This window comes from Citrobacter sp. RHBSTW-00017 (assembly GCF_013797615.1).
Taxonomy (GTDB): domain Bacteria; phylum Pseudomonadota; class Gammaproteobacteria; order Enterobacterales; family Enterobacteriaceae; genus Citrobacter; species Citrobacter braakii.
Window position 1 is genome coordinate 1,215,098 of the sequence record NZ_CP056899.1, and the last position, 12,492, is coordinate 1,227,589.

The 12,492-nt window shown below is 55.6% G+C and carries 11 protein-coding genes and 1 pseudogene; 6 read left to right on the forward strand and 6 right to left on the reverse strand.

The features are described 5' to 3' along the window. Nucleotides 1-180 precede the first annotated feature (180 nt). Nucleotides 181-525: a nitrous oxide-stimulated promoter family protein gene (locus HV037_RS05900; RefSeq protein ID WP_003825888.1), complete on the forward strand. Its 345-nt coding sequence runs from the start codon at nt 181-183 to the stop codon at nt 523-525. 106 nt (nt 526-631) lie between these two features. Here the strand turns inward: HV037_RS05900 and flhA are convergent. From flhA to hypA, 6 genes and pseudogenes are all read right to left on the reverse strand, one after another. Beyond that, nucleotides 632-2,710: pseudogene (gene flhA / locus HV037_RS05905) on the reverse strand (formate hydrogenlyase transcriptional activator FlhA). A 206-nt stretch (nt 2,711-2,916) separates the two neighbouring features. Continuing rightward, nucleotides 2,917-3,927, reverse strand: coding sequence for a hydrogenase maturation carbamoyl dehydratase HypE (hypE, locus tag HV037_RS05910; RefSeq protein ID WP_016157324.1), 1,011 nt, complete (start codon nt 3,925-3,927; stop codon nt 2,917-2,919). Next, a complete protein-coding gene (gene hypD, locus HV037_RS05915; protein ID WP_019077547.1) occupies nt 3,924-5,045 on the reverse strand; it encodes a hydrogenase formation protein HypD in 1,122 nt (373 codons plus the stop codon). Before hypD ends, hypE begins: the two co-directional genes overlap by 4 nt. After that, complete coding sequence (gene hypC / locus HV037_RS05920) at nt 5,045-5,317, reverse strand: hydrogenase 3 maturation protein HypC (protein ID WP_003037411.1); 273 nt, start codon at nt 5,315-5,317, stop codon at nt 5,045-5,047. The genes hypD and hypC overlap by 1 nt, the downstream gene beginning before the upstream one ends. Further along, nucleotides 5,308-6,180 (reverse strand): hydrogenase nickel incorporation protein HypB, encoded by an 873-nt coding sequence (gene hypB, locus HV037_RS05925; protein WP_103284149.1) that lies wholly within the window; start codon nt 6,178-6,180, stop codon nt 5,308-5,310. Before hypB ends, hypC begins: the two co-directional genes overlap by 10 nt. Before the next feature lie 53 nt (nt 6,181-6,233). After that, the gene (gene hypA / locus HV037_RS05930; protein ID WP_016154191.1) at nt 6,234-6,605 is read right to left on the reverse strand and encodes a hydrogenase maturation nickel metallochaperone HypA; all 372 of its coding nucleotides are present in this window, start codon (nt 6,603-6,605) and stop codon (nt 6,234-6,236) included. Between the two features lie 198 nt (nt 6,606-6,803). Between hypA and hycA the strand changes: the two genes are divergently transcribed. The 5 genes from hycA (at nt 6,804) to hycE (ending at nt 12,492) form a co-directional block, all read left to right on the forward strand. After that, nucleotides 6,804-7,262 (forward strand): formate hydrogenlyase regulator HycA, encoded by a 459-nt coding sequence (gene hycA / locus HV037_RS05935; RefSeq protein WP_016154190.1) that lies wholly within the window; start codon nt 6,804-6,806, stop codon nt 7,260-7,262. 142 nt (nt 7,263-7,404) lie between these two features. After that, nucleotides 7,405-8,016, forward strand: a complete 612-nt coding sequence (gene hycB, locus HV037_RS05940; protein ID WP_016154189.1) for a formate hydrogenlyase subunit HycB — start codon at nt 7,405-7,407, stop codon at nt 8,014-8,016. Beyond that, nucleotides 8,013-9,839 (forward strand): formate hydrogenlyase subunit 3, encoded by a 1,827-nt coding sequence (gene hycC, locus HV037_RS05945; protein WP_181500201.1) that lies wholly within the window; start codon nt 8,013-8,015, stop codon nt 9,837-9,839. The genes hycB and hycC overlap by 4 nt, the downstream gene beginning before the upstream one ends. A 2-nt stretch (nt 9,840-9,841) precedes the next feature. Continuing rightward, on the forward strand, nt 9,842-10,765 hold the full coding sequence (locus HV037_RS05950; RefSeq protein WP_046274832.1) for a respiratory chain complex I subunit 1 family protein: 924 nt from the start codon (nt 9,842-9,844) through the stop codon (nt 10,763-10,765). Nucleotides 10,766-10,782: 17 nt separating this feature from the next. Further along, entirely contained in the window at nt 10,783-12,492 is a 1,710-nt protein-coding gene (hycE, locus tag HV037_RS05955) for a formate hydrogenlyase subunit HycE (protein ID WP_016154186.1), read from the forward strand.

Genomic DNA, 12,492 nt, shown 5'->3' on the forward strand with positions numbered 1-12,492 from the left:
TCACAACAAAGTGGTTAATTTATCATCGAATATAGCCTTTGCTATGTTATATAGCACACGGCATAAACAAATGAAAATAATTCTTATTTGCGTAGGGTGCTAAGGAATGTATCACCCCCAGGCAATAGTCCTGCGCTTAGTTAAGGTGTATTATTTATGCAACTTAATTATGGAGGCATCATGTCCGGCAAACGTATTGCACGTGAGAAAATGACGATCCAGAGAATGATCTCGCTGTATGAGAGCCAGTGTCCGCAGGCTTCAGATGAACCGGGGCATTACGATGCGTTGTTTGCCTATGCGCAAAAGCGCCTGGATAAGTGCGTATTTGGTGAGGAAAAACCGGCCTGCAAACAGTGTCCGGTGCACTGTTACCAGCCCGCTAAACGCGAAGAGATGAAGCAAATTATGCGTTGGGCTGGACCCAGAATGCTCTGGCGTCATCCGATCCTGACCGTGCGTCATCTGATTGATGACAAACGTCCGGTGCCGGAGTTACCCGAGAAATACCAGCGGAAGAAGTGATTTAGCAATTCTATGCCGGATGGCGGCTGCGCCTTATCCGGCCGACAAAGACAAACGCACCAGTGGCGTAGGCCCGATAAGCGTAGCGCTATCGGGCAATAATCCGTTAAACCAGTGCGTCCTTATCAATGCCCAGGCGCTTCATGCGCGAGAGTAACGTTGTGCGTTTCAACCCCAGTCTTTGTGCCGCGCCTTTAGGACCGGCGACGACGCCATTGGTTTCTTTCAGAACGCGCATTATCAACTGGTATTCATCTTCGCCATCCTGCGCGACTTCGGTCGCCACCGGCGGCGTAGACGGCGCCATAGCGATTACATCCGGCAGGGACAGTTGCAGCACGTTGCCCCGGGTGAGCAGAACCGCGCGTTCTACGACGTTTTCCAGCTCGCGCACGTTACCCGGCCATTCCATGTTGCTCAGCGTACGCAGGGCTTCGGCGGGAATGCTGTCGATATTGCGCCCCATCCGGCGGGCAATTTTGAAGGTGAAGGCTTTCACCAGCAGCGGAATATCTTCCGGGCGCTCGCGCAGCGGCGGCAGATGGATCGGGAAGACGTTCAGTCGATAGTAGAGATCGTTACGAAACTCGCGATCGGCGACCATCTTTTTCAGATCGCGGTTAGTGGCAGCGATCAAGCGAACGTCGGTCTGGATCAGCTTATTGCTGCCCAGACGTTCAAACTCCTGCTCCTGCAGAACGCGCAGCAGCTTGGGCTGAAGCTCCAGCGGCATGTCGCCAACTTCATCGAGAAATAACGAACTTTTGTCCGCCAGTTCAAAGCGTCCAATCCGCTGCGTGCTGGCCCCGGTAAATGCGCCACGCTCATGGCCAAACAGATCGCTTTCCAGCAATCCGGCAGGCATTGCCGCGCAGTTCATTTTCACCATCCGACGGGCGTTACGTCCGCTCAGGTTGTGAATTGCTCGTGCAATCAGCTCCTTACCCGTCCCGGTTTCACCAAGAATCAGGACAGTGCTGTCGCTTTGCGCCACCATTTCGACCTGTTTGAGTACGCTGTACATCGCTTCGCTGCGGCCAATGATTTCTCCGAACTCACTTTCCACGTTGTTGAGTTGTTCAGTCAGCGCCAGGTTTTCATCGACCAGCCGCTCCTTCAGGCGGTGGATCTCCTGGTAGGCGAGGGCGTTATCCACGGCGATCGCCACGCGTTCTGCGATTTGGCGCAGCAGTTTGAGATTGGCGGTGGTGAATACTTTCTCTTCACATTGCGCCAGCTTAAGTACGCCGAGCATATTATTGCCGGACATCAGCGGCAGCAGGCACAGAGTCTGTAGCTGGTTGCCCCAGGTTTCGAACAACATTCTTTCGTAAGGGGCCAGGGTATCGCGTTCGCTCAGGTTAATCAGCAGCATCTCTTTACTTTTGAAGACCCGTTCAGAGAGCGTGCCGGCTTCGTCCACTTCACTTTGTTCGTGTGCCGGATGATGTTCATCCAGATAGTGAGTGGAATAAATGCTGAGCTTGTTTTTGCGATCGCTGCGTAACACGATGCTGATGGCATCAATGTCGAAGTAGTGATGGATCTCTTTGGCGACTTCGCTGACCAGCTCATCAATATCCAGACGTGAGAGCACAGCATTGGTGATGGCGACCAGGATGCGAAAGTTATCACGCTCACGGCACAGGAGATCGTAATCGACATTGTTGCTGACCCGGCTTTGAATTTGTTCAGCAACGACGCCGACTATTTGGGTGAAGGTCTGCAGCCGGTTGTACTCTTTTTCACTCCACGGTTAGTCTTCGTTACGGATAAATTCGCAACCGCCAAAGATTCGTCCATCTGCCGCCAGCGGCAGCAGGCAGTAGTGACCAAATTTAGAATACAGCCCGCCAGAGGCCAACTGTGGCCAGGTTTCGCTAAACTCGTGATAGTTGCAGTGCAGCGCATCGGGGCGAGACAAAATACGGCGTACCGGGCCATGCGCCAGCACCGTTTCGTCTTCATAATCGATGGGGTTACCATTTTCACGCGTCGCAAAATAACGCGCACGCTGCGTTTGTGCCTGCCATAAGACAATAGCCGCGCAGTCGGCCAGCGCTGAACGCTTGACCAGTTGCGAAAGCGCCTCGCTGAGAGACGGCAGGTCGGGCTGCTGTAATAATGTACGAGTAATATCGAACAGGCCTTGCTGTCCGAGGTCACTCATCGGTGTATACGACATATTGCTTTTCCAGGAAAAGCACCGCAGAACGGTGCGAAAACGGTAAATGAATTATAGGTATAAGTCGTAAATTATTGCCGGACTGGTCCAGCTACACGAACCGTAGACCCGATCGGCAAAACGCCATCAGGTGATATTGCAGCGTTAAGGCCGGATGTCGACGCAAATGCGTCTTACCCGGCCTACAGCTTGCTGCCAACCGGCTGTTAGCATATACGAGGTAATGGTTCGGCGTGTGGTAAATCGAGAGTGCGTTTCACGCCGTAGAGTCCGGCAAGACGCACACCTTTGCGTTCTACCACTTCACCAATCATTGCGGCATCGCGTCCTAACGGATGTGCGCGCAGCGCGGCAAGCACCGTTTCAGCAGCCTGACGCTCAACGGCAATCACCAGCTTGCCTTCGTTAGCAAAGTTAAGCGCATCCAGACCCAGCAGTTCGCAAACGCCACGCACCGCGGGCTTCACGGGCAGTGCCGCTTCAGACAGCTCAATACCAAACCCGCATGAGGCGGCAAATTCATGCGTTACCGCATTTACGCCGCCACGGGTCGCGTCACGCAGCGCCTTTACGCCGGGAATATCACGCAGCGTCTGGATAAGCGGTGTCAATACCGCGCAGTCGCTGACCAGTTCGCCATCAAGACCCAGCTGTTCGCGCAGGTTAAGGATAGTTGCGCCGTGATCGCCAAGCGTACCGCTGACCAGCAGCACATCGCCTGGGCCGAGGGTCTGTGCGCCCCAGTGAATGTTGGCGGGGATCGCCCCCATTCCGGCCGTGTTGATGAACAGCTTGTCTGCAGCGCCGCGCTGCACGACTTTGGTATCGCCGGTCACGATGGCGATGCCTGCTTCACGCGCGGTCGCCGCCATACTGTTGACGACGGTTTTCAACGTCTCCATCGGCAAACCCTCTTCGAGGATAAAACCGCAGGAGAGGTAGCGAGGGATCGCGCCGCTGACCGCCACGTCGTTAGCCGTACCGCAGATGGCCAGCTTGCCGATATTGCCACCCGGGAAGAACAACGGATCGATAACATAGCTGTCGGTTGAAAACGCCAGACGATCGCCTTCTGCAACCAGTTGTGCCAGGTCCAGACGGGCCTGATCTTCTTGTTCCGCCAGCCACGGATTAGCAAAAGCCTCCATAAACAGACTGTTGATCAACTGCTGCATAGCCTGACCGCCGCTACCGTGGGCGAGTTGTACGCTGTTCATGCTTCACACTCCTGCTGACGATACTGATACCAGGCGGCACATGCGCCTTCTGAGGAGACCATCAGGGCGCCAAACGCGGTCTCCGGGTTACAGGTTTTGCCAAATAGCGGGCACTGATGCGGTTTGCATCTGCCGGTCAATACCTCGCCGCAACGCGCGCGCGGATCGTCATACACCTGCTGCGGCGCTGGCTGGAAATGCGCTTCGGCATCAAAGCGCTGATAGTCTGGCGTCAGGTGAACGCCAGAGGATTCAATGACGCCCAGACCTCGCCATTCGCTATCGCCATTGACGCAGAACACTTCGGCGATGGCCTGTTGCGCTAGCAGGTTACCGGCGTCCGGCACCACGCGGCGATACTGGTTTTCAACCTGGCTATGCGCGGCAATCTTCTGTTCAATCAACATCACCACGCCCTGCAGCAGATCGAGCGGTTCGAAACCGGCGACCACCAACGGACGATGGAAATCTGAAGCAATGAAATTATAGGCATCGGTGCCAATCACCATGCTGACATGGCCCGGCGCTAAGAAGGCGTCGATGCCGTTGTCCGGCTGTTCCAGCAGGCTGCGCAGCGTAGGGATAAGCGTGATGTGCTGGCAGAAAAAGTAAAAGTTCTGCACGTCACGCTGTTTTGCCTGCTGAAGGGTGATGGCGGTGGTTGGCATTGTGGTTTCAAAACCCAGGCCAAAGAACACAACCTTACGCGTTGGGTTTTCCTGCGCCAGCTTCAGCGCATCCATCGGTGAATAGACGATGCGGATATCCGCGCCGCGCGCTTTGGCTTGTAGCAAAGAACCTTGTTTACCCGGAACGCGCATCGCATCGCCAAAGGTGCAAAAAATCACTTCCGGATGGCTGGCGATTTCCACACAGCTGTCGATTCTGCCCATCGGCAGAACGCATACCGGGCAGCCCGGGCCATGAATAAACTCGACGTTGTCGGGCAACAATTGGTCGAGACCGAACTTGAAGATAGCGTGGGTATGACCACCACACACTTCCATGATGCGCAGCGGGCGTTCAGCAGTGTAGGGGAGGTGTGCGGCACGTTCACACAGGTGCTCTATCAACTGCATCACCTGTTCTGGTGCGCGGTATTCGTCAACAAAACGCATTATTTTTCCTCGCCATACAACAACGCGCCGACATCCGGCTCAACGTCAAACATGTTTTGCAGCGCGTCGAGCGTGTCGCGCGCTTCAGCTTCATTAATGATGCTCATGGCAAAGCCGACGTGGACCAGTACCCACTGGCCCAGACGGGGTTGACCGTGTTCATCGCAGCTTCCGACCAGCGTCAGGTCGACGTCGCGCTGAATACCGCAAACGTCGACTTTGGCCTGGTTGCCATCAATGGTGCGGATTTGACCCGGAACACCTATGCACATCGCTGCGTCTCCAGCCAGGAGAGCCATTGGTCCATGCCTTCGCCACTGGTGGCGGAAATCAGGATAATCTCAATTTCCGGGTTCACTTCCCGGGCGCTGGCGATGCACTTTTCTACGTCAAAATTGAGGTACGGCAGTAGGTCTACTTTGTTGAGCAGCATCAGCGACGCGGCGGCAAACATATGCGGGTATTTCAGCGGCTTGTCTTCGCCTTCGGTGACGGAAAGCACCGCCACTTTATGGCGTTCGCCGAGGTCGAAGCTGGCCGGGCAAACCAGGTTCCCGACGTTTTCAATGAACAGGATGCCGTTGTCTTCAAGCGGCAAACGTGGCGCGGCGTCAGCAATCATTTGTGCGTCAAGGTGGCAACCTTTACCGGTGTTGACCTGGATGGCGGGCGTACCTGTGGCGCGAATACGGGCGGCATCGTTAACCGTCTGCTGGTCGCCTTCAATGACGGCGCAAGGCACGCTGTCTTTGAGCTTCATCAGCGTTTTGGTCAGCAGCGTGGTTTTACCGGAGCCTGGGCTTGAGACAAGGTTTAATACCAGATGTTGACGGGCAGCAAAGCGTGCGCGGTTGCGCTCGGCCAGACGGTTGTTTTTATCCAGCACGTCAATTTCCACTTCCAGCATCCGGCGCTGACTCATGCCTGGTGCGTGGGTGCCTGCTTCACCGTGACCGTAATGCAAATCGCCTTCTTCAGTCTGGCTCGGTGTGAAACTGGAGGTCTTCACCCCGGTAATATTCAGCGCCGGACGAGCCGCTGGGGCAAATGGCGCGCTGCGAAACGCCGAGTGGGGATTATGCTCATCACCCTCTATATAAAGGTTGCCTTCAGCGCAACCACATGTCGTACACATCGCTCACTCCTGATCTTATTACTTGCGATACTTCAGTTGCCGGATGATGACGCTTAGGCGTCGGCATCCGGCGCTGGAGTTTCATCTATTTCAATACGTCGAATCTGTAAGCCGTCATCGGCCACAATTCTCAACATATCGCTGTTGCATTGCGGACATCTGCGCACGCGTTGCGTCAGTAAGGTGACGTATTGCTGACAAGATTCGCACCAACATTCGGCTTCTTGTTCTTCGAGGTGGAGTTTACAACCTTCTGCAAGGGTCCCGCGGCATACCAGATCAAAACAAAAGGCGAGAGCGCTGGTTTCTACGCAAGAAAATGCGCCAATTTTGAGCCAGACCCCAGTTACTCGTTGAGCACCGTATTGCGTGGCCTGTTGTTCAATCAATTCCAGTGCCCGTTGGCAGAGGGTTATTTCGTGCATACCGCCTCCTATGAAGTTGCCGTATTAAAAGCAATAAACATGCCAGCTTGAATTTTTTCTATCGTGACAATGACGACGATGACGAAATGACATGTCGTCACCGCTCTTTGATTTTTTATCTATATGAAAATCAAGGTTTTTAATTTTGGCATGAAATGTGCTTAAAGCTGTTCATCTCTGCTAAACGGGTAACCTGACATGACTATTTGGGAAATAAGCGAAAAAGCCGATTACATCGCTGAACGGCATCGTCGCCTACAGGACCAGTGGCGTATTTACTGCAACTCGCTGGTTCAGGGGATCACCCTGTCAAAAGCGCGTTTGCATCATGCAATGAGCTGCGCACCGGACAAGGATCTCTGCTTCGTCCTTTTTGAACACTTCACTATCTACGTCACGCTGGCGGACGGCTTTAACAGCCACACCATCGAGTACTACGTTGAAACGAAAGACGGTGATGATAAACAACTGATTGCACAGGCTGAGTTGACCATCGACGGTAAGGTTGATGAGCGTATCAGCAACCGCGATCGCGAGCAGGTACTGGAACACTATCTCGAAAAAATCGCCACCGTCTACGACAGCCTCTATACCGCGGTTGAAAACAATATGCCGGTGAATTTAAGCCAGCTGATTGAGGGACATAGCCCGGCTTAAGCCTTGGGTGCTGCCCACTTTTGTCATGATGCACTTTCATACTGCGTCACGACGTTTAGGGAATGGGCATGTCGAAAAATGTCGAAATGACATTTTCCAGACATGTTTTCGTCAAAAATGACTATCACCTGAGGAATGCCTGGTGAATCGTTTTGTAATTGCTGACTCCACTCTTTGCATCGGCTGCCACACCTGTGAAGCCGCCTGCTCAGAGACACATCGCCAGCATGGCCTGCAGTCAATGCCGCGCCTGAAAGTGATGTTAAATGAAAAAGAATCCGCCCCGCAGCTTTGCCACCATTGCGAAGATGCGCCTTGCGCCACCGTTTGTCCGGTTAATGCGATTAATCGCGTTGATGGTGCCGTGCAGCTGAATGAAAGCCTGTGTGTAAGCTGCAAACTGTGCGGGATAGCCTGTCCGTTTGGCGCGATTGAGTTTTCCGGTAGCCGTCCGCTGCATATCCCGGCAAACGCCAATACGCCAAAAGCGCCTCCGGCTCCGCCAGCGCCTGCCCGCGTGAGCACGTTGCTGGACTGGGTTCCGGGTATTCGCGCCATCGCGGTGAAATGCGATCTGTGCAGTTTTGACGAGCTTGGTCCGGCCTGCGTACGCATGTGCCCGACCAAAGCCCTGCACCTGGTGAGTAACGTGGATATTGCCCGCGCCAGCAAACGTAAGCGTGAGCTGACTTTCAATACCGACTTCGGCGATCTCACCTTGTTTCAGCAGGCTCAGAGTGGGGATGCAAAATGAGCGCAATTTCACTGATTAACAGCGGCGTAGCCTGGTTTACGGCGGCTGCGGTTCTGGCATTTCTGTTTTCATTTCATAAACCGCTGAGCGGCTGGATTGCCGGGGTTGGCGGTGCGGTTGGCAGCCTGTGTACGGCGGCTGCGGGTTTCACCGTACTGACTAATGCGCTGGCTTTAAGCGGTGTGATGCCGTTTATTGGTCACAGTGTGCAAATTACCCCGTTGAACGCTATCTGGCTGATTACGCTGGGCCTGTGCGGCCTGTTTGTCAGCCTGTACAACATTGACTGGCATCGTCATCCGCAGGTAAAAGCCAACGGGCTACTGGTGAATCTGCTGATGGCCGCGGCGGTATGTGCGGTGGTTGCCAGCAACCTCGGAACGCTGGTGGTGATGGCGGAAATCATGGCGCTGTGTGCCGTGTTCCTCACCGGCTGCAGCAAAGAGGGCAAACTGTGGTTTGCGCTGGGCCGTGTCGGCACGCTGCTGCTGGCTATTGCCTGCTACCTGGTGTGGCAACGCTACGGCACCCTGGAGCTGCGCCTGCTTGACCTGCGCACTCAGGAGCTGCCGCTCGGGTCTGATATCTGGCTGCTGGGCGTGGCGGGTTTTGGCCTGCTGGCCGGGATTATTCCGCTGCACGGATGGGTGCCACAGGCACACGCCAACGCCAGCGCACCGGCTGCGGCTCTGTTCTCTACCGTCGTCATGAAGGTGGGGCTGCTGGGTATTCTCTCCCTGTCGCTGCTGGGCGGTAACGCGCCGCTGTGGTGGGGCATTACGCTGCTGGTGCTGGGAATGATCACCGCATTTGTCGGCGGTCTGTATGCGCTGATGGAACACAACATTCAGCGTCTGCTGGCATACCACACGCTGGAAAACATCGGCATTATTCTGCTGGGTCTGGGCGCAGGCGTAACCGGAATTTCCCTGAATCAACCTGCGCTGATTGCCCTGGGTTTGACCGGCGGTCTGTACCACCTGGTAAACCACAGCCTGTTCAAAAGCGTTCTGTTCCTGGGCGCAGGCAGCATCTGGTTCCGTACCGGTCATCGTGATATCGAAAAACTAGGCGGTATCGGTAAACGTATGCCGGTTATCTCTCTGGCGATGCTGGTTGGCCTGATGGCGATGGCCGCACTGCCGCCGCTGAACGGTTTTGCCGGTGAGTGGGTTATCTACCAGTCCTTCTTTAAGCTTGGCAACAGCGGCGCGTTTGTCGGTCGTCTGTTAGGACCGTTGCTGGCGGTAGGACTGGCGATTACCGGCGCGCTGGCGGTGATGTGTATGGCGAAAGTCTATGGCGTTACGTTCCTTGGCGCACCGCGCACGAAGGAAGCTGAAAATGCCTGCTGCGCGCCAATTCTGATGGGCGTTAGCGTAGTCGCGTTGGCTATCTGCTGCGTGATTGGGGGCGTTGCTGCGCCGTGGCTGCTGCCGATGATCTCCGCTGCCGTTCCGCTGCCGCTGGAAACCGCGAACACCACCGTTTCTCAGCCAATGATCACGCTGCTGCTGATCGCATGTCCGCTGCTGCCGTTTATCATCATGGCGATTTTCAAAGGCAACCGTCTGCCATCGCGTTCACGCGGTGCGGCATGGGTGTGTGGTTACGATCACGAGCAGTCAATGGTCATTACCGCACACGGTTTTGCCATGCCGGTGAAAGAAGCCTTTGCGCCGGTACTCCAACTGCGCAAATGGCTGAATCCGGTATCACTGGTTCCGGGCTGGCAGAATGCGGCTGCACCGGTGCTGTTCCGTCGCCTGGCGCTGATTGAGCTGGCGGTACTGGTGGTGATTGTGGTTTCACGAGGAGCCTGAGAATGAGTGTTTTATATCCGTTAATTCAGGCGCTGGTGCTGTTTGCCGTTGCGCCGCTGCTGTCCGGTATTACCCGCGTGGCACGTGCGCGTTTGCACAATCGCCGCGGTCCGGGCGTTTTGCAGGAATACCGCGACATCATCAAACTGCTGGGCCGTCAGAGCATTGCGCCTGCGGATTCCAGTTGGGTTTTCCGCCTGACGCCGTTTGTGATGGTGGGTGTGATGCTGACTATCGCCACCGCGTTGCCGGTAGTGACCGTTGGCTCACCACTGCCGCAACTGGGCGATCTGATCACCTTAATTTACCTGTTCGCCATCGCCCGCTTCTTCTTCTCTATCGCGGGCCTGGATACCGGTAGCCCGTTTACCGCTATTGGCGCCAGCCGCGAAGCGATGCTCGGCGTGCTGGTTGAACCTATCCTGCTGTTGGGTCTGTGGGTTGCGGCGCAGGTTGCTGGCTCAACGCATATCAGCAATATCGCCGATACCATTTATCACTGGCCAGCTGCACGCAGCATTCCGTTGATTCTGGCGCTGTGCGCCTGTGCTTTCGCCACCTTTATCGAAATGGGCAAACTGCCGTTCGATCTGGCAGAGGCAGAGCAGGAGCTGCAGGAAGGTCCATTGACCGAATACAGCGGCAGCGGTTTTGCGGTGCTGAAATGGGGCATTAGCCTTAAGCAACTGGTCGTTCTGCAAATGTTCGTTGGCGTGTTCCTGCCGTGGGGACAGATGGAAACCTTCACCTCGGGTGGGCTGCTGCTGGCGCTGGTGATTGCCGTCGTCAAACTGGTTCTCGGCGTGCTGGTCATCGCCCTGTTCGAAAACAGCATGGCGCGTCTGCGTTTTTGCGCCACTTCACGCGTGACCTGGGCCGGTTTTGGGTTTGCGTTTTTAGCGTTCGTCTCCTTGCTGGTGGCGTGATTTAAGAGAGTTTGAGCATGTCTGAAGAAAAATTAGGTCAACAATATCTCGCGGCGCTGCACCAGGCCTTCCCGGGCGTCGTGCTGGATGAAGCCTGGCAGACCAAAGATCAGCTGACGATCACCGTCAAGGTGAACTACCTGCCGGAAGTGGTGGAGTTCCTGTACTACAAACAGGGGGGCTGGTTGTCCGTGCTGTTTGGTAACGACGAACGTCAGCTGTGCGGTCATTATGCTGTGTACTACGTGCTGTCGATGGAGCAGGGTACCAAGTGCTGGATTACCGTGCGCGTTGAAGTCGATGCTAATAAGCTGGAGTTCCCGTCCGTCACGCCGCGCGTGCCTGCTGCGGTCTGGGGCGAGCGCGAAGTGCGCGATATGTACGGTTTGATCCCGGTTGGTTTGCCCGATGAGCGTCGTCTGGTACTGCCGGATGACTGGCCGGACGAACTCTACCCGCTGCGTAAAGACAGCATGGATTATCGCCAGCGCCCCGCGCCGACTACCGATGCTGAAACCTACGAGTTCATCAACGAACTGGGCGACAAGAAAAACAACGTGGTGCCGATTGGCCCACTGCACGTCACCTCCGATGAACCCGGTCACTTCCGTCTGTTTGTTGACGGCGAAAACATCATCGACGCCGACTACCGTCTGTTCTATGTCCACCGCGGCATGGAGAAGCTGGCGGAAACCCGCATGGGTTACAACGAAGTGACCTTCTTGTCCGACCGCGTGTGCGGCATTTGCGGCTTTGCGCACAGCACCGCCTATACCACCTCCGTCGAGAACGCGATGGGCATCGTCGTGCCGGAACGTGCGCAGATGATCCGCGCCATTCTGCTGGAAGTTGAACGCCTGCACTCGCACCTGCTGAACCTCGGCCTGGCCTGTCACTTTACCGGTTTTGACTCCGGCTTTATGCAGTTCTTCCGCGTACGTGAAACCTCCATGAAGATGGCGGAGATCCTCACCGGGGCACGTAAAACTTACGGTCTGAACCTGATCGGCGGTATTCGTCGTGATCTGCTGAAAGAGGATATGATCCAGACCCGTCAACTGGCGCAGCAGATGCGTCGTGACGTGCAGGAACTGGTCGATATGCTGCTCAGCACGCCGAACATGGAACAGCGTACCGTAGGTATTGGCCGTCTGGATCCGGAGATTGCCCGTGACTTCAGTAACGTCGGCCCGATGGTACGCGCCAGCGGCCATGCGCGTGACACCCGCGCCGATCACCCGTTTGTGGGCTATGGCCTGCTGCCGATGGAAGTTCACAGTGAGCAGGGTTGCGACGTTATTTCTCGTCTGAAAGTCCGTATCAATGAAGTCTACACCGCACTGAATATGATCGACTTTGGTCTGGACAACCTGCCAGGCGGCCCGCTGGCTGTGGAAGGTTTCACCTACATTCCACACCGCTTTGCGCTGGGCTTTGCTGAAGCGCCGCGCGGGGATGACATTCACTGGAGCATGACTGGCGACAACCAGAAACTGTATCGCTGGCGCTGTCGCGCGGCGACTTACGCCAACTGGCCGACGCTGCGCTACATGCTGCGTGGCAACACCGTTTCCGATGCCCCGCTGATTATCGGTAGCCTCGATCCTTGCTACTCCTGTACCGACCGTATGACTGTGGTCGATGTGCGTAAGAAGAAGAGCAAAGTCGTGCCGTACAAAGAACTTGAGCGCTACAGCATCGAGCGTAAAAACTCGCCGCTGAAATAA

Bases quoted from the DNA above. Each gene is read 5' to 3' on its own strand.
- hypB (WP_103284149.1), bottom strand. From the start codon at position 6,180: ATGTGTACGACATGTGGTTGCGCTGAAGGCAACCTTTATATAGAGGGT.
- hycA (WP_016154190.1), top strand. From the start codon at position 6,804: ATGACTATTTGGGAAATAAGCGAAAAAGCCGATTACATCGCTGAACGG.
- HV037_RS05900 (WP_003825888.1), top strand. From the start codon at position 181: ATGTCCGGCAAACGTATTGCACGTGAGAAAATGACGATCCAGAGAATG.
- hycC (WP_181500201.1), top strand. From the start codon at position 8,013: ATGAGCGCAATTTCACTGATTAACAGCGGCGTAGCCTGGTTTACGGCG.
- hypE (WP_016157324.1), bottom strand. From the start codon at position 3,927: ATGAACAGCGTACAACTCGCCCACGGTAGCGGCGGTCAGGCTATGCAG.
- hypD (WP_019077547.1), bottom strand. From the start codon at position 5,045: ATGCGTTTTGTTGACGAATACCGCGCACCAGAACAGGTGATGCAGTTG.
- hypA (WP_016154191.1), bottom strand. From the start codon at position 6,605: ATGCACGAAATAACCCTCTGCCAACGGGCACTGGAATTGATTGAACAA.
- hycE (WP_016154186.1), top strand. From the start codon at position 10,783: ATGTCTGAAGAAAAATTAGGTCAACAATATCTCGCGGCGCTGCACCAG.
- hypC (WP_003037411.1), bottom strand. From the start codon at position 5,317: ATGTGCATAGGTGTTCCGGGTCAAATCCGCACCATTGATGGCAACCAG.
- HV037_RS05950 (WP_046274832.1), top strand. From the start codon at position 9,842: ATGAGTGTTTTATATCCGTTAATTCAGGCGCTGGTGCTGTTTGCCGTT.